Source organism: Legionella yabuuchiae (genome assembly GCF_900640115.1).
Lineage (GTDB): Bacteria > Pseudomonadota > Gammaproteobacteria > Legionellales > Legionellaceae > Legionella_A > Legionella_A yabuuchiae.
Genome location: NZ_CAAAIW010000010.1, coordinates 76,346 through 93,285 on the forward strand (window position 1 = coordinate 76,346; position 16,940 = coordinate 93,285).

Genomic DNA, 16,940 nt, shown 5'->3' on the forward strand with positions numbered 1-16,940 from the left:
AATTCGATTCCGTTGAAAAAACTTTTTTTATGATTGAATTTTCGATCAAATAGAATGCTTCTGCGCCACCAAATTTTGTTCATCAGGACAATCAAGATCTTTAACCCCTAAATTTGACCGCAATGAGGAATCAGAATTGTTAAAGGTTTTTAAAAAATTAAGAGCACTAAAGGTTGATTTCTGTTTATCAACGGCGATGGTTGTACCATCTGTGATAACTGCTGATTCTGATTCAGAAGCTGACGCTGTGCTGGGCTTATATGTTCGAGGTACAAAGGGTTTGGCATTAGGGCTCAGGTTGGATAGTTCTTTTGAATTGGAGGCATGAAGTCTGTCGGAATGAACAGACAACACAAACCTGCCTGAGTTATATTTATTTTCACTACCCGATATCCCCTGCGGTGATAGTTCCTGCACAACCAGGGTTACTGCATGTTTAACGGAACGACTCTCATCCTCGAGACGCCTATGTAGTCCTTTTCCCTGGATTAACGTAATAGTGACACTAGAATTGCGGCTTATTTCCTGTTGTAAACGTCTTTTAAGTCCAAAATAAACCATGCCGAATGATAAACCATGTAAATCAAGTGTATTCCCACAGCCCAAGTCGGTTTGTTTAAATTGCTGAATTGCCTCGTCAATCAGGGTTTCCGCCAGCGAGGCATCTGGCTCCTTGCTCTTGGCAATAGCATCTAAGGTGATGTTATAGGTAATCGCATTGACCAACCCTAGACGCTTGGCTTCCTCAAGTAATTGTACCGCCAGCGAGGCATCCGGCTCCTTGCTCTTGGCAATAGCATCTAAGGTGATGTTATAGGTAATCGCATTGACCAACCGTAGGCGCTTGGCTTCCTCAAGTAATTGAACCGCCAGCGAGGCATCCGGCTCCTTGCTCTTGGCAATTGAACTTAAGGTGCTGTTGTAGGTAATAGTATCGGCCAAACCTAGGAACTTCGCTTCCCCAAGTAATTGCACCGCCAGCGAGACATTCGGCTCCTTGCTCTTGGCAATGGCATCTAAGGTGATGTTATAGGTAATCGCATTGACCAATCCTAGGCGCTTGGCTTCCTCAAGTAATTGTACCGCCAGCGAGGCATCCGGCTCCTTGCTCTTGGCAATGGCATCTAAGGTGATGTTATAGGTAATCGCATTGACCAACCCTAGGCGCTTGGCTTCCTCAAGTAATTGTACCGCCAGCAAGGCATCCTGCTCCTTGCTCTTGGCAATGGCTTCTAAGGTGATGTTATAGGTAATCGCATTGACCAACCGTAGGAACTTGGCTTCCTCAAGTAATTGTACCACTGCCTTGACATCTGGCTCCTTGCTATTGGCAATGGCATCTAAGGTGCTGTTGTAGGTAATAGTATCGGCCAACCGTAGGAACTTCGCTTCCTCAAGTAATTGTACCGCCAGGTTGGCATCCGGCTCCTTGCTCTTGGCAATTGAACTTAAGGTGCTGTTGTAGGTAATAGTATCGGCCAAGCCTAGGAACTTGGCTTCCTCAAGTAATTGTACCACTGCCTTGACATCTGGCTCCTTGCTATTGGCAATGGCATCTAAGGTGCTGTTGTAGGTAATAGTATCGGCCAACCGTAGGAACTTCGCTTCCTCAAGTAATTGTACCGCCAGGTTGGCATCCGGTTCCTTGCTCTTGGCAATTGAACTTAAGGTGCTGTTGTAGGTAATAGTATCAGCCAAGCCTAGGAACTTCGCTTCCCCAAGTAATTGCACCGCCATCGAGACATTCGGCTCCTTACTCTTGGCAATGGCATCTAAGGTGATGTTATAGGTAATCGCATTGACCAACCCTAGGAACTTGGCTTCCCCAAGTAATTGTACCGCCAGCGAGACATCCGGCTCCTTACTCTTGGCAATTGCATCTAAGATGCTGTTGTAGGTAATAGCATTGGCCAAGCCTAGACGCTTGGCTTCCCCAAGTAATTGTACTGACAGGTTGGGATCCGGCTCCTTGCTCTTGATAATTGCATCCAACGCGTTGTTGTAGGTAAAGGCATTAGCTAAGCCTAGGCGCTTGGCTTCCTCAAGTAATTGTACCGCCAGCAAGACATTCGGTTGCTCGCTCTTGGCAATAGCACTTAAAGTGCTATTGTAGGTAATAGTATCGGCCAAGCCTAGGAGCTTCGCTTCCCTAAGTAATTGCACCGCCAGCGAGACATTCGGTTGTTTGCTCTTGGCAATAGCACTTAAAGTGCTATTGTAGGTAATAGCATTGGCCAGCCCTAAAGACTTGGCTTCCTCAAGTAATTGTACCGCCAGCAAGACATTCGGTTGCTTGCTCTTGGCAATGGCATCTAAGGTACTGTTGTAGGTAAAGGCATCTGCCAAGCGTTTGCTCTTGGCTAATTCATAGAATGCTAATGCCAGCTGGAAATGGTTATGCTTAGACAAGAAATTGATGACTTGATTGATAATTACTATATTCGGGAAAACTTTATAATCCAGCATCTCAGATAATAATACCGCTATATCACAAGGACGATTTACACTTTTTAGTCGTTTGCTGTACCAGGTGTAAGCTGATATGCTAGCATTCGCTTCTAAATGACAACTGCTCATGCGAGTTAGTACTGATTCTATATTTCGATTTCCATTAACCTTGCGTTGGGCGCTTTTCATATATAATCCAAAATAAAATTTTCACGATTATATGATAAATATTGGTCTATATGCAATTTTAATGACCTACATGCGCAAGTAAAAATAAAATGCTCCGTATTTGGCTAATTAATTATCCTGGTTTATCGTAAGCGGTTAGTTAACCGCTTACTGTTCAGTAGGGTAAATACATGAGTGTTCAAAAAGTACCATCCCGGGCCATTGTTGGCGCATATTACTTTATTGGTAATTTGATAGACCCAAAGAACAGTCGAGGAACGGAGAGAGATAAGTCTAAATCAATTATCAACAAGCCTTAGTTAGGGAAATGTTTTCTTTTTTAATGAATATCCCTAAATCTCCGCGACTAGGAGAGTAAATAGATCGATATAGCTGACCCTTCGAACATTCATAAATCACTGTAGACACGCCGAATATTTTTTAGAAATCTTCCATCGTATTTTTTGGAATAAAATTTTTCTCCACCAACTTAAAGTCCGGAATATTATGAAGCATAGACGAAATAGTTTTTGAACAGGTCCACATACGGATTGGAGGCAACTGTTCAATTTGTTCTATTAAATCATTTGCTTGACTTCTAGGTATAACCTTAGTTTGAACAACAATATTGTTGTTATTATTTAGATGATGCTCAATGTTTTTTTTATGGAGTTTATACACCACTATGCGACGACAACAGGTTGTTGAAAATTTTTTAACTTAGTACCATTACACCATCACCCTTGATTCCGAATCATCACACCAAAGCCACATCAGACTTATCCTCCAAAAGGTATAAATTTGATTTCATCCCTTTTAAGGTATATATTTAGATGTATCCTCTTAAAGGTATAAAATTCTAGGCGACAGAAGCATGGTTATTACTCACTCACCAAAAGAACTTCCATTAATTGCAAAAAACCAACGAAAAAATCTGAAATAAAGCCAAGCGGAAGTGGGAGATTTGGTTGGTTTAAAACAAAAAACGATTTCAGCCTTTGAAAATAAACCAGAAAGTATAAAGCTAAGCACTGTATTGCGAATACTATCAGCTCTTAATTTAGATATTAGAGTATCACCGAAAAAAGAGCTTGATTCAAAAGCATCTCAATAGGGTGAAGAATGGTAAAAGAAAAGACACACTCTTCACGTTTTAATGAATTTCCAGCCCCTAGGGCGAACTAAAGAAATTTCCAAAATTGTGTCTTCCCAAAACCCTAGGCATTTAACCAAGCGAGCTACTCCCTAGAACACATCTCAATAATCTCATCAATATTAGGGCGTGTTTACAAAGATTGACCACATCTATCATTTCTGCTCAATTTCAATCATGATTCGTTTGCTAAATGCTAGGTAAAGCGCCATTCCTAGTGCAAAATTATCGCCGCTACGGTTAATAAATAACTTGCAGAGCCATAAGGGGTGTAGGAAAATCGTTCCTCAAGAATCAAAGAAGGTTACCTTACCGGTTGAAACATCATACAAACCGCCAATCATCGCGATTTTTTTCTCTGAGATAAGCTTTTTGATAATGCTGCTTTCATTGATAATAGTCTCAATGCTTTTTTTAACATTTATTTTTGCCACCTCATTTACAAACGCTAGATTAGCTCCAGTTCGTTGCTCATGGAAGGTCGTCTCTGCTTGAATAGCAGGCTCAATTTTATACAACAAATCGGTTAAGTGCCCGAGCTCAGCTTTATCACACGCCCCTTTAATCGCACCACAATTAGTATGCCCTAACACAACAATTAGTTTTGAACCAGCCACTTCACAAGCAAACTCCAAGCTTCCTAAAATATCATCATTAACGACATTTCCTGCAATACGAACGCTGAACACGTCTCCCAACCCCTGATCAAAAATCAACTCGGCTGGTGTTCTTGAATCAATGCAACTTAATATGGCTGCAAATGGGTATTGGCCCTCTGCGGTATCGTTAACTTGTTGGAGTAGATTACGATTTAAACTTAAATTTTGAATAAAGCGCTCATTCCCTTTGCGGAGCAATTCGATGGCTTGTTCGGGTGTTATTTTATGTTGTATTTCTTTACTGATTGTTTTCATCTCTTGATGCCCTAATAAGTATTCAGTAACCTTATACCATAACATTTAACTCAAGGTTAATAGATAAATGATCTTAAATATTACCGCGATAGATAACAAGTACAAGCGCTTATGATCTAAACTTATAGAAAAACGCACCGGAATGCTGGTTAATCGGTAAAGGAGATACCATGCAGAATCATAACAGTTTTTTTATCCGCTCCATGAAATGGTTGGAGCGCGCAGCTTCTTATATTGATATTGACGCCGATGCTATTGAAAAATTAAAACACCCTAAATCCTGTCTTCAAGTCAGTATTCCTATTCGCCTGGATAACGGCGAATTAAAAGTGTTTCAGGGGTTTCGTGTGCATTATGAACATGCTCGCGGGCCAGGAAAAGGAGGAATACGCTATCACCCCGACGTTTCGATGAACGAAGTTGCCGCACTGGCCTTTTTAATGACCATGAAGTGTGCCATTGCAGGAATTCCTTTTGGTGGAAGCAAAGGGGCTATTAAAGTCTCTGCTAAAGAGCTAAATCCAAGAGAGTTAGAGCGGCTTAGTCGACGCTATATAGAAGTAATGGCCGACTTTATTGGTCCAGATAAAGATATACTTGCTCCCGATTTATATACCTCACCAAGAATCATGAGTTGGATGATGGATGAATATTCAACCATTGTAAGACAATTCTCGCCTGCGGTAGTAACAGGCAAACCAATCCCTTTAAATGGTAGCCAAGGGCGTGATACCGCCACTGGTCGGGGGGCTTATTATTGTATTAAAGAGCTAGAAAAAGAACGCAAATGGTCTCCTGAAAATATCAGTGTTGCGATCCAAGGTTTTGGTAACGCTGCGCAACCTGTGGCTGAGCTATTGTATCAGGATGGGTATAAAATCGTTGCAGTCAGCGACTCAAAAGGCGGTATTTATAAGCCAGATGGAATACGCGTACCCGATTTGGTTCAAAAGAAAAAACAAATGGAATCGGTGCACGATCTATATTGTAAAAAATCGGTTTGCGAGCTCGGTGAAAATACATCAAGCATCAGTAATGAGGAACTATTGACACTTGATGTTGATCTTCTGATCCCTGCGGCCATTCAAGATCAGATTACTGAAAGCAATGCGAACCAAATTCAAGCCGATGTCATTATTGAAGTCGCAAACGGGCCAATTACTTCTGAAGCCGATGAAATTTTAACTAAAAAAGATATTCTCATTATTCCCGATATACTCGCTAACTGCGGTGGGGTTATTGTGAGTTATTTTGAATGGACTCAAAATAAATCAGGTTATTACTGGGATCTAGAGACCGTTCATCAACGATTAAAATCAAAAATAACGCAGGAGTTTAAAGCGGTTAATGAGCTAAAGAGTAAGCATGACACTAGTTGGAGGAATGCTGCGCATATTCATGCATTAACTCGGTATTATGAAGCCATCTCTTGCGAAGATTCTTATTTAGACATTTCTCCAAATAATCAATAGATGGATGACTGGCAAAATTCTGAGTCAATGCTATTATCCAAGATACTCAATCAACTGAAATAGGAATTTAACCGTGTCTGAAAAAATTGAAGGAAAAGTGAAGTGGTTTGACAGCACTAAGGGCTTTGGCTTTATTGAAAGTAAAGGCGTTGATTATTTTGTTCATTTTCGTGAAATCCAAGGGAGCGGATTTAAATCACTCGATGAGGGACAAACCGTAAAATTCAAGCCAGCCAGAGGGCAAAAAGGCCCCCAGGCTGAAGAAGTAGAAATCGTCTAACGATTAGAACCAGCAAAGAAAGCATCATTCGTACATAGGTTGGGTCATTTTGACCCAACACATTCAATCGCCAGTTATTTTCAGATTTTCAAGATGAATTGATACTTACCCAAGATACTTTCAGAAAAAGTTACAGAGAGTACGGCGAACTTCCAATGGTTGAGCTTCCCTTTAATTCCATGTCAAGTGCTTCAATTTTTTGTAACAACGATTCGATGTTATCTACTGATTTAGCAGATTCGTACTGAGTCTTAACTTCATCATATAGTGTTAGCAGTATCTCTTTCCGTTTGTAATTTTCTTCGCTAGAAATTGCGAGTTCTAAGTCCCATAATAGTCCAACCAAACCATTGTGTGATTCGATATAGTCACGGGTTAGGGCTTTGATTTTTTCTAACCGAGCATGGCTTGGACTAATTCCGCTCTGGGTTGAATTTCCGAATAATGTCGTTTTTTGCATATAAACCTCTATTATGAAGGCTTGAATAAATCATAGTCTGATTCAGTTTTAGCTGCTTTGGAATTGAATTCTGGGTTAACCTTTGATACTGGATTTAAGAATGAATCTGCAGCTTTACTTCTCTTAAAAAATTGACTAAGTTGGTCTCTAATTGTTTGCACGAACTGGTCTTGGGCCGGTTTTAACTTAAGTACATAATTCTCTTTAGTAGGCTTAGCGCTTTGTTTGGTTCCTATAGGCCAAAGGGTCGTGGCCATCGCTCCGGCTACAAGCCCCGCACTTAATACTATTGCTGCACTCAGGGTTATGGTAAGTGGCATAGAAAGACCAAACGTCATCACATCAATTACCCGCAATAGGATAAGGGCTGAGATAAGCGCTGCTCCAAATATAAAACCACCAAGAAACGATTTCCAGCCTTTCTTGACAGGTTGCTTGGTGTTAACTTCAATCTGAGTATTTGTTCTCGCAGCATGAGTCTCTCGACTGATTGCCTGGGGTAACCTTTTAGCACGGGCATCGAGACCGATGTTCTGCCGTAATCTATCAAAGCTACTATCAATTAGACTTTTTAACGGTTCATGATCCCTTTTAGATAAAACTTTTTCAGTACCATGAACGACAAAGTCTCTAATGTAATTCCAATGAACATCTTTGTCGCTCGCAGCTTGCATAGAAGACAGGTATGCCCTAAACGATTCGTTTTGTAATGCGCTTAATTCAAGCTCTTTTCGGCGTTGTTTTAGAAAGTTAATAAACCGTATTCCACCAACAGGAATAAAAGCTTCCACAAATTTTTCAAGATAAGCATCCGGCAAAAGAAGTATTTTTAGCATTGCTTGATTCACTTCCAAACGAAATAATGAAGCATTACATAATGTTGCCGGATTAATTATTGTACTCGTCGGATAAGCGACGTTTTGAATTTGAATATCCAACCAGTTAAAGACATAAAACGTTGGGTAAGGTAGCTTTGCAATCATGTTGGCGGTAATCGTTTGGTTCGGCTTATTGCTATAAAAAGAAGGTTCTCGAATGGATGCAAAACACCAATCACCATCAATTTTTACCACTTGATTACCGCTTAATCCAATATTCCCGTTTTTTAAGTCAATTTCTTGAAGAAATAACGAGCCTAACATGATTTGCCCTAACCCTAGGTATCCACCTCTTGTGAATTCATCAGGTGTATTAGGAAGAGAGCAATAATTAGGAACCTCTTCAGATAAAACATAGTAGGTACCTAACACAGGATGATGGGCTAATCTCGTTTCTGGCTGAGTTGGCAGTAAAAGCCTGAAAAATTCTTGCGCCAAAACTTCTTGCCGAGCAACGGCTGGTGATTCCATTTCTTTGCTAATAAATATTTTATTAGTAGATTGTATACGACCACGCTGAATCTTATGCCTAAATTTTCCACGTCCGGCAGCACCCGATGCGTAGAAAGTTCGTATATCAATAGGTTTGACGGTCATAATGATTCACCGATGCTGGGTAAACATTATGGAATGCATCTAGTTTGCTCTTCATATTGCGGTGCATAAACAAGCCTTTCGATTTCTTCCTGAAACTTTCTTTCAATTTTAGAGGCTTCAGGTTTTAGCTTGATTAATACAATTACTGCCTCAAGACTGCGAGCCAGAATCTTTTCGGAACAACGCTCATCATTGAGATTACCAAGCAGTTCGTTAAATTCTGATGGAAACTCACTAATGCGTGATGAGCGTTGCAAGCGCTCGAGATCCGGGTTTGATATCGAGATACCAAACGCATGACTAACCGCATCTGTAATTAGTTCTTTAAGACTCATATTTTTCTCCGGGAATAAACCTTCAACGTAATTGTTATCTCTATTTATTGTCCTAAACGTTGTTCAATTGGCATTAATCTATCTTGACTTAATACCTCGATACAGTCTTCCACATTAGGTCTTTCATTGGGATCTTTAGCCTGCATTGAGTTTAGCAAATCGATTGCAGTTTCTCCTAATTCTTCCTGATAAGAAGAAAAATCGTATTCACCAGAAACGTAGTTCTTTATAAATGCTTCAAAGACCGCTGTATTGTGATAGGTACTGATTTGCGCTGAAAAGATAGCATCACCTAAAGATTCGCATGTTGCAAACCCTTGAAGGATAGCGCCCTTAAATGCATCATGGTAATCCCCCCTAAAAACCACAGCAATTAAAACCGCATTGGTCATAATTTATCCCATTTCGTTTTAATTAAGTATAGCGAGAAAAGATTAAGTGATTATTAATCCTTTCTTATTGTTGCTATTTGTACTGTGTTAAGATTTTTTTCAGCAGATAGCTCTTCTGGATTTAATTGATTGGTTGCCAGGACAAAACGCCTTTTTGTATTAAGAGCCGTAGTTAATTTATTCTTTGGTATTATCTCATCGTAAATAAATGATAATAACGAATTCCCATATGACTAAGTTCTAATAAAATAATAATTACAAGCAACCAATATGCCCACGTTTTTGCCATAGGGTGCATGGCCGCTTTTGTACCCAGAAATCCACCGAACAAGCTTCCAAAAGCCATGATACTTCCAACACCCCAATCGACGCTCCCTTTTATACTGAAAAAGGCTAATGACACTATGGTAGAAGTCGCAATACAAAGATTCTTAATGGCTGTTGCTTCCACAAAAGGCAAACGAACTGCCAGAATCAACGCCAGTAGAAGATAGGTTGCGCCGTCTAGAACAATAAAACCTAACCAGATACCAATCACAAAAAAAATCAGTACTTCCTGCCAGCGAACGCGCGGTGTTTCTGTAAATGTTTTTAATAATTCCTGTTTAATCCTGGTAAATAGTAAAATCAAGGCTATGAGTACGGCAATGGTAATCAGTATACCCAGATCGCCTGCTGAAATAATTTCCGCAATGATCGCACCAAGTAAACTGCCAATACTGACAGGTATCACAATTTTTATAGCAATGGACCAGGGAATTTTCACTAACTTGGAAAACAAAAAGATGGCGACGATACTGCCAAGTAAAACTGGTACACGATTCGTGCCGTTTGCTATTTCAGGTGTCATCCCCAGAAAGATCAACAATGGCAATGTAACGGCAGAGCCGCTTGAAGCTATTGTATTCAAAAAACCGTTGAGTAATCCTGTCAGTGCAAATATGCTGTATAGAACATACATTTTATTAAATCCTTATTATTAAACGGTGGTGAACATGGTCATAAAACACATAGTAATTATCATTCTCTGCAATGACAAACGATTGTGAAAAAAAATAGTTTTATACGAAAAAGACACTATGAGTCGATCGGACTGCGTTGCATCTATCTTCTTATCAAACCATTTCAAATGCCAATTCAGAGCGATAATTTGACCATTAAAAAGCAATATCAACCATTGCAAAAATCATGTGAATTGTTGATTATTAACGTAAATTTAAGATACTAGACTTCTTCGGAAACTCTACTGAGTAAAAAGATAGGAACATAGCCTAATTAAAAGGATTTTTTCTTGGTTAAGATACTTTTAAACAATCGAAAACCTCAGACAGAAGTATCCTCTGTTATTTATAATGTTTTAACTTGTAAGTTTGAGCTAGAGCACGATCACTTTATGAGCCGCGAGCAATTTTTAAAAGAAGTCGACTTTATCCACCCTCTTCTTACAGAACCCAGCATTCAAAAAACCGATGTTCAGTTTCATTATCAATACGAAAACCATAACGAGTTATTACGTGCGGCTATATTCATATACTCGGCTCTTATGCAAGTTGATAATCCACGTCAATGCACATTCAAAATTAACCCCTCACCAAAATTTAAACCCACTTCGCAATCCAAACGCATTTATTTTTCAACAAGCATTCATAAGCAAGCTGAAATCAGTATATCGATTAAAGAGTTCAATGGACTAATTAGTCATTTGTATGGAATTCCTTTTCAGTTTTCTCAGGATATAATCCTAGATACAGAACTCACGGTTGAACAGTTGCCAGAACATGTTGACGCTGATTTGCTTTATTCTTTTATGCAAGATATTGCACAGTTACTTAGCTCGCCTCCAAGTACGAACGGATGCGAATTAAGGCTTATTGATCCGATTGTAGGCTGCGGGGTGTTTGCTCGAAATAAGTTTGATAAAGGAACTTGTCTAGGGTTGTACACCGGCATTAAAAAACATAAAGCTTATTATTGGAATTATGCCTTCATCATTGGCGACGATGTACTAAACACATTTGTCGATGCGAGACTTTTTGGCAATCTTACAAGGTTCATCAACCACGCGCCCTCAGCGATCCATGCAACAAAGAAAGGGCAGCTTGCGAATGTTCAAGCCACCCGCTATTGCTTAAATGGTATAGAATTTATAACGTTTGAAACGATACGAACTATTGAGACGGGTGAGCAACTGTTGATTGATTATGGTGAAGACTACTTCCATTCGTTAAAACCCATACTGTTTAAACCTAAAGGAAACACTATTGGCAATTGGAGAGGAAAAGTTGAATTGTTGGTCAAAAAAACAAAGCTAATGCGTATTATGGCTTTTTATGGAATAAAATCTGCACAAACGTATCTGATGGTTAGGATACTATCTATTCTGGTAATACTTCTTTTAACAATGACACTCCTCAATACGCTCCTGCCTTAGCAAATACTGCTAGGACTACAGTCATTTAAATGCTTTCCTCTTTACTCCATCAGCAAAAAATTAATGACCCATCGCGAAACAATGGTATTGTGTACGTCTAACTCAAGAGATGTTAAACCTGGCGCATAAGCATCCGCCAACACGGTTTTTCGTTTCTCGATTAACGCTTTGGTATAGGTTTTGCTAAATTCCGGGTGCCCTTGAATTGTTAAAAAATGATTTTCAAGCTGAGTCATATAAATGGGACAATGTTCATTAAATGCGATGACTTCAAATCCTTTTGGTAGTTCTACAACTTGATCTTGATGGCTAACGAGTAGATTAATTTCCTGAAACTCTGGCAACATCCATGCTTTTTTCATAAGGATGGTATTCGCCGAAACACCTACCCCCCATCCCTTACGTGATGTTACAACTTTACCTCCGAGGGCTTTTGCAATTAACTGATGGCCAAAACAGATTCCTACAATCTTTTTCTGATTGACACATGATTCTTGCACAAAACGTTCAAGATCACCGATCCAAGCAAATCCGTCATTCACTCCAAAACGACTCCCAGTGATTAAATAAGCATCACATTCATGAAGTTGATTAGGCAAGACGCCTTTAAAAGCTTGATAAACCCGGTAATTAAATCTTGGAGCATGGTGTTCTAAAAACATAGTGAACATTTCTGGATAATCACCATGAACCATTTTTAGCTCTTTACCCACTTCATCGCATTGTATTATTCCTATTGTTTTCATGGCTGTAATTCTTAATTCATCACGGCATTGGATAAGTCACCCTCAATTGCAGCCCTTAGAATTTGCTCATACTGCACTACAGTATATGCAATGGGGTTCCCTCCTGCGGCTGCATCTTGGATTGCCATATGAGCAATGCGCTCAGGGTGTTCGATTTTAATACCCAGTTCGGTTAAAGAATGCTCAATCGCTAAATCCGTTCTTAAGGTTAAAAGCCAATCTAAGAATCCATCAAATCCATTGGCAAGCTGAAGATAAGACGCCAATCGTTCAATTTTACTTTCAATCGCTGAGCGATTGGCGACTAAAATATAGGGCATTAAAATCGCATTTAAACGACCATGATGAGCATCATATAGCGCGCCTAATGGATGGGCTAACGCATGCATAGCACCTAATCCACGTTGAAAAGCCGTAGCTCCCATACAAGACGCCACCAGCATTTGACAACGAGCATTCAAATCCTGACCGTTTTGGACAGCGCGTAATAAATTGTCTTTTACCAGTCGAATGCCTTCAAGCGCAATGGCTTCGGCCATAGGATGATATGACGGTGAGCAATACGCCTCGAGATTATGCGCCAAAGCATCCATACCCGTCGCAGCTGTTAATGCCGGTGGTAGATCACGCGTTAATTCAGGATCAAGAATGACAAGCTTTGGTATCATATTCGGATGAAAAATAATCGTTTTAAGCTGCCGTACTGAATCGGTAATAACCGATGCTCGACCCACCTCCGATCCTGTACCCGCAGTGGTTGGAATGGCAATCACTGGAGCCATACCCACTACATTGACTCTAGTCCAGTTATCGCCTAAGTCTTCAAAGTCCCATAAGGGCCTTGTTTGACCAACCATCAACGCAATTGCTTTGGCTGCATCTAATGCAGAACCACCACCTAATGCAATAACGCCGTCATGATGTCCTGCGCGGTAAACGCGAATTCCCTCAAGTACGTTCTCTTCATTAGGATTAGTTTTTACTCGATGAAACACATCAACGTTTAAGCCAGCGTTCTGACAAGCCTGTACAGCTTGATTAATCATTGGAAAATGAATTAAACCTGGATCAGTAACAATTAAAGGCGACGTAATCCCTAAGACAGTGCAAGCTTGGGGTAGTTCTTTAAATCGCCCCGCGCCGATTCGAATCTGAGTGGGATAATTCCAGTTGCCTAACAAAGAACATGTGGAGGTCATGCGGCTACTCCGGTTGCTTTAGATGAAACGATTTGGGACGGGTCAGCGAATCAAATCCTAAGTTAGACAGTGAGCACCCTCTTCCTGAGTTTTTAACCCCTGTCCAGGCTAGAGCAGGATCTAAATAATCACAACGATTAATAAAAAAGGTACCCGTTTCAAGCTGCTCACCAATCACTATGCCGGCTTCGATATCACGTGTGAAAACGGCTGCTGTTAAACCATAAGCGCAATCATTCATTAAAGTGATCGCTTCTTCATCACTAGTCACCGGCATCACTCCAAGCACTGGTCCAAAAGACTCTTCAGTCATAATACGCATTTGGTGAGTAACCCCTGTGAGAATTTGAGGAGCCTTATAGGCAGAACCAGGTTGATCTAAAATAAAGTCACGCTCATCGATATGCGTTTTTGCACCATCATTTAATGCTTCTTGAATCTGTTGCCGAACAAAATCAGCAGATGACGCCTTTACCATTGGACCTAACGTAGTTTGAAGCTCATCCGGGCGCCCAAGTTGGTATTGTTGAGTTAATGCAACAACCTTATCGATCACCTCCTGATAAACATCCTGATGCACATAAAGCCGCTCAATGCCACAGCATGATTGGCCGGAATTAAAAAATGCACCATCCACGACCGTTGCTACCGCATTATCGAGATCGGCATCAGCCCGAATATAGGCAGGATCTTTTCCGCCAAGCTCCAAACCAACCTGGAGAAAACGCCCTGCTGCAGCTTGTTCAACCATTTTTCCACCTGCAACAGAGCCAGTAAACGAAACATACTGAATCTCTGGCGACTGAATCATTTTTTCAGTATCTTTATGCGTTAAATGTAAATACTGAAACACACCTTCTGGCAAGTCCGCCTCAAAAAAAGCTTCAGCAAATCGCTCAGCAACCAATGGCGTTTGAATAGAATGCTTTAAAATCACTGAGTTTCCTGCCAATAAAGCCGGTATTACTGCATTTACGGCAGTAAGATAGGGGTAATTCCAAGGCGCAATCACTAACGCCACACCCAAAGGCTCGCGTTTTATATATCGTATAAATCCTTCTTTTGCCGGCAACGGTCTTGTTCGAAGAGCATCATCAGAGATAGAAATCATATACCTGGCTCGTTCCTCAAGGCCATGAACCTCTCCTTCTGCATATTGAATCGGCCGCCCCATTTGCCAGCAGATCTCTTCAGCGATGATTGCCTTTTTTGCGACGAGCGCATCGATTGCGCGGCTACAATATTGTTGACGAGTTTCCAAAGGGAGCTTGCGCCAATTCCACTCGGCACGTACAGCAAGTGTTAGAGCATTATGGATTTCATGTTCCCGTGCAAATGCTCGCTCAACATACACTGAATGATCTATTGGAGAATAAGTTTTAAAAAGGTCGGTCATGATTAAATAATCTCAAAGTATCGGTCTAATTCCCAATCGGTAATGTGGCGACGAAACTCTCGCTCTTCCCATTCACGAGTGGCTGAAAAATGTTCTACAAAATCACGACCAAACAATTCATGTGCGGCGTTAGAGCCTCTTAGATTTTGCGCAGCATCCCATAATGTGCATGGGAGCGCGATGTCTTTAGGATGCTCTTGATCGTAAGCATTCCCTTTAACTTCAGGTAATGCTTCAAGCTCATGTTCAATACCATATAATCCCGAACCAAGGGCAGCAGCTAAGGCCAAATAAGGGTTTGCGTCAGCCGATCCTAATCGATATTCAATGCGTTGCGACGTTTCATTACCAGGGATTACTCTTAATGCAGTCGTTCTGTTTTCTACTCCCCAAGTGGCATCCGTGGGTGCCCAATACCCAGGGATTAAGCGAGTATAGCTATTCACCGTAGGTGAAAACATCGCTAGCAATTGGGGCATTAAATGCTGTTGCCCAGCTAGAAAATGAGATTGCGTTTTACTCATATTATAAGGGCAAGCGGGATCGTAAAAAGCAGATTTTAGTGTATCTTGATGACGGAGTGATAAATGTATATGGCCACTTTGACCAGGATAATTTGGCGACCACTTCGCCATAAAGGTTGCCATTTTTTGGTTTCGCTGCGCGAGCACTTTCATGAAGGTTTTAAATAAAGCGGCCTTATCACCAGCATTTAAGACTTGATCAACCGCGAGTGCTGCTTCAATCACCCCAGGGCCAGTTTCAGTATGCAGCCCTTCTATTGGGAAATCCATCACTTCGCCCATATGTAGAATTTGATGGTAAAACTCAGCGTGAACAGTATTGCGGATAATCGAATAACCGAAAAAATCCGGTGTTATTGGTTTTAAATTACGAAATCCCTTTTCGCGAATGCTATCTGGAGTTTCATCAAAAAGAAAAAATTCGTATTCTAAAGCAGCCAAGGGATCAAATCCCATTTGAGATGCTTTTGCGAGAACACGTCGTAACACAGCTCTAGGGCATAAAGGTTCAGCATTACCAGCAAATTCGGCAATAAATATCAATTGATTTTCTTCAAACACTAGCTCGCGGCAGGTATGAGGCAAAATACGCACCTGTGCATCTGGATAGCCAGTATGCCAGCCTGTATAGTTCGAATTATCGTATAATTTATCCTTAGAATCCCACCCTAAAATGACGTCGCAAAACGCAAATCCATGTTCTAGAGCTGAAAAAAACTTATTTCGCCCCATGTACTTGCCGAGCATAACGCCATCCATGTCAAACATTCCTACTTTAACATGGGTTAATTGGCGCTCTTCAACAATGCGTTTTGCATCTTCTATCGTGTTCACATCCTGCGGATTTAACATACAAAGTCCCTTCTAACGATCTAAATTCCTTACTAAGCGCGTCAGGTGACCGATTGATCATCTGAGCGTAAGAATGATATTAACAGGTTGTATTTTCAATTGCAGCAAAGAAAAAATTGATTTTTTTAGGAAATTTTAAGAACGCGAGCGTGCTAACGAAAGAGCATGTTACCTCAACGGGCAACATGCTTGTGACTTAGGTAATTTTATTCACCACCACCTTGACCGCCTCCTTGCCCTGTCCCTCCAGCATTTTTAACAGGTGACTCAGCATCAGGCAAAGAAACCTTGGGAGTTTCAACCTGTATGTTGGTTTCTGGAGTTGCTGGGATGGTCATTGGCACTGGAGTTGTTGTTCGTGGTGCGCTAAAGAAATAATAGAGTGCAACTGCAGCAATTAAAACGATAATAATAATTGCTACAATTGCTACAATATTACTTGAATCATTGTTGGCCATAATACTCTCCTTGTATTGCATCCCTATACTTTATTATAGCATCTCTCTGTACATGACAAAAAACCTGTCATGCCCGCGCAGGCGGGCAACCATTTCTGGTTTGGCACTGAATTAAATTAAGATAACTCGCTGTCATAGAATGAAAATCATATAATCTCGATCGTCAACAGGAGGTTATATGGAGTGTATCAGCGAGTTGAAGGATAGTTTAAATATGTATTTTGGCTGGAACAAGGC

16 protein-coding genes are annotated in these 16,940 nt (G+C 40.7%); 4 read left to right on the forward strand and 12 right to left on the reverse strand.

From position 1 onward, the window contains the following. Window positions 1-45: 45 nt before the first annotated feature. Window positions 46-2,637 (reverse strand): hypothetical protein, encoded by a 2,592-nt coding sequence (locus E1O47_RS05490; RefSeq protein WP_133130266.1) that lies wholly within the window; start codon window positions 2,635-2,637, stop codon window positions 46-48. 934 nt (window positions 2,638-3,571) lie between these two features. Between E1O47_RS05490 and E1O47_RS05495 the strand changes: the two genes are divergently transcribed. Next, the gene (locus tag E1O47_RS05495; protein ID WP_242602023.1) at window positions 3,572-3,730 is read left to right on the forward strand and encodes a helix-turn-helix domain-containing protein; all 159 of its coding nucleotides are present in this window, start codon (window positions 3,572-3,574) and stop codon (window positions 3,728-3,730) included. Window positions 3,731-4,056: 326 nt separating this feature from the next. On the opposite strand, the gene E1O47_RS05500 is transcribed toward E1O47_RS05495, so the two are convergent. Next, window positions 4,057-4,683 (reverse strand): carbonic anhydrase family protein, encoded by a 627-nt coding sequence (locus E1O47_RS05500; protein WP_133130281.1) that lies wholly within the window; start codon window positions 4,681-4,683, stop codon window positions 4,057-4,059. 170 nt (window positions 4,684-4,853) lie between these two features. Between E1O47_RS05500 and E1O47_RS05505 the strand changes: the two genes are divergently transcribed. Together E1O47_RS05505 and E1O47_RS05510 are read left to right on the forward strand one after the other, a co-directional pair. Continuing rightward, a complete protein-coding gene (locus E1O47_RS05505) occupies window positions 4,854-6,155 on the forward strand; it encodes a Glu/Leu/Phe/Val family dehydrogenase (RefSeq protein WP_133130267.1) in 1,302 nt (433 codons plus the stop codon). A 73-nt stretch (window positions 6,156-6,228) separates the two neighbouring features. After that, complete coding sequence (locus E1O47_RS05510) at window positions 6,229-6,435, forward strand: cold-shock protein (RefSeq protein WP_165475043.1); 207 nt, start codon at window positions 6,229-6,231, stop codon at window positions 6,433-6,435. A gap of 130 nt (window positions 6,436-6,565) precedes the next feature. On the opposite strand, the gene E1O47_RS05515 is transcribed toward E1O47_RS05510, so the two are convergent. The 5 genes from E1O47_RS05515 to E1O47_RS05535 all read right to left on the reverse strand — a co-directional run bounded on the left by E1O47_RS05515 (window position 6,566) and on the right by E1O47_RS05535 (window position 10,058). After that, entirely contained in the window at window positions 6,566-6,895 is a 330-nt protein-coding gene (locus tag E1O47_RS05515; RefSeq protein ID WP_133130268.1) for a hypothetical protein, read from the reverse strand. An 11-nt stretch (window positions 6,896-6,906) separates the two neighbouring features. Further along, window positions 6,907-8,370, reverse strand: a complete 1,464-nt coding sequence (locus tag E1O47_RS05520; RefSeq protein WP_133130269.1) for a TMEM198/TM7SF3 family protein — start codon at window positions 8,368-8,370, stop codon at window positions 6,907-6,909. 26 nt (window positions 8,371-8,396) lie between these two features. Beyond that, window positions 8,397-8,705 carry a hypothetical protein gene (locus tag E1O47_RS05525; protein WP_133130270.1) on the reverse strand — a complete coding sequence of 103 codons (309 nt, stop codon included), beginning with the start codon at window positions 8,703-8,705 and terminating at the stop codon, window positions 8,397-8,399. Window positions 8,706-8,749: 44 nt separating this feature from the next. Next, the gene (locus tag E1O47_RS05530; protein WP_133130271.1) at window positions 8,750-9,097 is read right to left on the reverse strand and encodes a hypothetical protein; all 348 of its coding nucleotides are present in this window, start codon (window positions 9,095-9,097) and stop codon (window positions 8,750-8,752) included. Between the two features lie 190 nt (window positions 9,098-9,287). Then, entirely contained in the window at window positions 9,288-10,058 is a 771-nt protein-coding gene (locus E1O47_RS05535; protein ID WP_133130272.1) for a sulfite exporter TauE/SafE family protein, read from the reverse strand. 330 nt (window positions 10,059-10,388) lie between these two features. Here E1O47_RS05535 and E1O47_RS05540 point away from each other — a divergent pair, with 330 nt between their 5' ends. Next, a complete protein-coding gene (locus E1O47_RS05540) occupies window positions 10,389-11,528 on the forward strand; it encodes an SET domain-containing protein-lysine N-methyltransferase (RefSeq protein WP_133130273.1) in 1,140 nt (379 codons plus the stop codon). A gap of 41 nt (window positions 11,529-11,569) precedes the next feature. Here E1O47_RS05540 and E1O47_RS05545 read toward each other — a convergent pair whose 3' ends face one another. The 5 genes from E1O47_RS05545 to E1O47_RS05565 all read right to left on the reverse strand — a co-directional run bounded on the left by E1O47_RS05545 (window position 11,570) and on the right by E1O47_RS05565 (window position 16,703). Continuing rightward, window positions 11,570-12,274, reverse strand: coding sequence for a glutamine amidotransferase-related protein (locus tag E1O47_RS05545; RefSeq protein WP_133130274.1), 705 nt, complete (start codon window positions 12,272-12,274; stop codon window positions 11,570-11,572). Window positions 12,275-12,285: 11 nt separating this feature from the next. After that, window positions 12,286-13,473, reverse strand: coding sequence for an iron-containing alcohol dehydrogenase (locus tag E1O47_RS05550; protein ID WP_133130275.1), 1,188 nt, complete (start codon window positions 13,471-13,473; stop codon window positions 12,286-12,288). Between the two features lie 4 nt (window positions 13,474-13,477). Then, window positions 13,478-14,869, reverse strand: a complete 1,392-nt coding sequence (locus E1O47_RS05555) for an aldehyde dehydrogenase family protein (RefSeq protein ID WP_133130276.1) — start codon at window positions 14,867-14,869, stop codon at window positions 13,478-13,480. Between the two features lie 2 nt (window positions 14,870-14,871). Next, window positions 14,872-16,245 carry a glutamine synthetase family protein gene (locus E1O47_RS05560; protein WP_133130277.1) on the reverse strand — a complete coding sequence of 458 codons (1,374 nt, stop codon included), beginning with the start codon at window positions 16,243-16,245 and terminating at the stop codon, window positions 14,872-14,874. Window positions 16,246-16,451: 206 nt separating this feature from the next. Beyond that, entirely contained in the window at window positions 16,452-16,703 is a 252-nt protein-coding gene (locus E1O47_RS05565) for a hypothetical protein (protein ID WP_133130278.1), read from the reverse strand. Window positions 16,704-16,940: the final 237 nt, after the last annotated feature.